Source organism: Haemophilus sp. HMSC61B11 (assembly GCF_001838615.1).
In the GTDB taxonomy this organism is placed as follows: domain Bacteria; phylum Pseudomonadota; class Gammaproteobacteria; order Enterobacterales; family Pasteurellaceae; genus Haemophilus_D; species Haemophilus_D parainfluenzae_AD.
This window is the reverse complement of record NZ_KV838011.1, coordinates 1-384: the sequence shown is the minus strand read 5'-3', so window position 1 is coordinate 384 and position 384 is coordinate 1. Positions and strand designations below refer to the sequence as shown.

General features: G+C 38.5%; 1 protein-coding gene. It reads left to right on the top strand.

The genetic code is table 11. The features are described from left to right. A partial coding sequence (locus HMPREF3263_RS10480; protein ID WP_141762793.1) for a hypothetical protein occupies positions 1 to 384 on the top strand: 384 nt, incomplete at both ends.

Genomic DNA, 384 nt, shown 5'->3' with positions numbered 1-384 from the left:
AATGTCGCAGATGGTGAAGTTAATGCCAAGAGCAAAGATGCAGTAAACGGTAGTCAGCTATACTCATTGGGCGATACTATCAATAAGAAAATTGATGGTATGGGCTTTAATTTAACCACTAATGGTACTGAAACACCGGCGCTATCTGATGCTGATAAACGCATTGTAAGCAATGAAACATTTGCAATAAACCAAGGTAAAAATATCAAGGTAACTCAAATAGCAAATGGTTATGAAATTGCTACAGCGGATAACATGACGTTAGGAGAAAAAGCCGAGAATGGTCAACCGGGTAGTGATGGTTCATTAGATGTGAAAGGTAAAGACGGTTCTGCAGTATCAATCAACGGAAAAGATGGTTCAATTGGTTTATCGGGTAAAGAT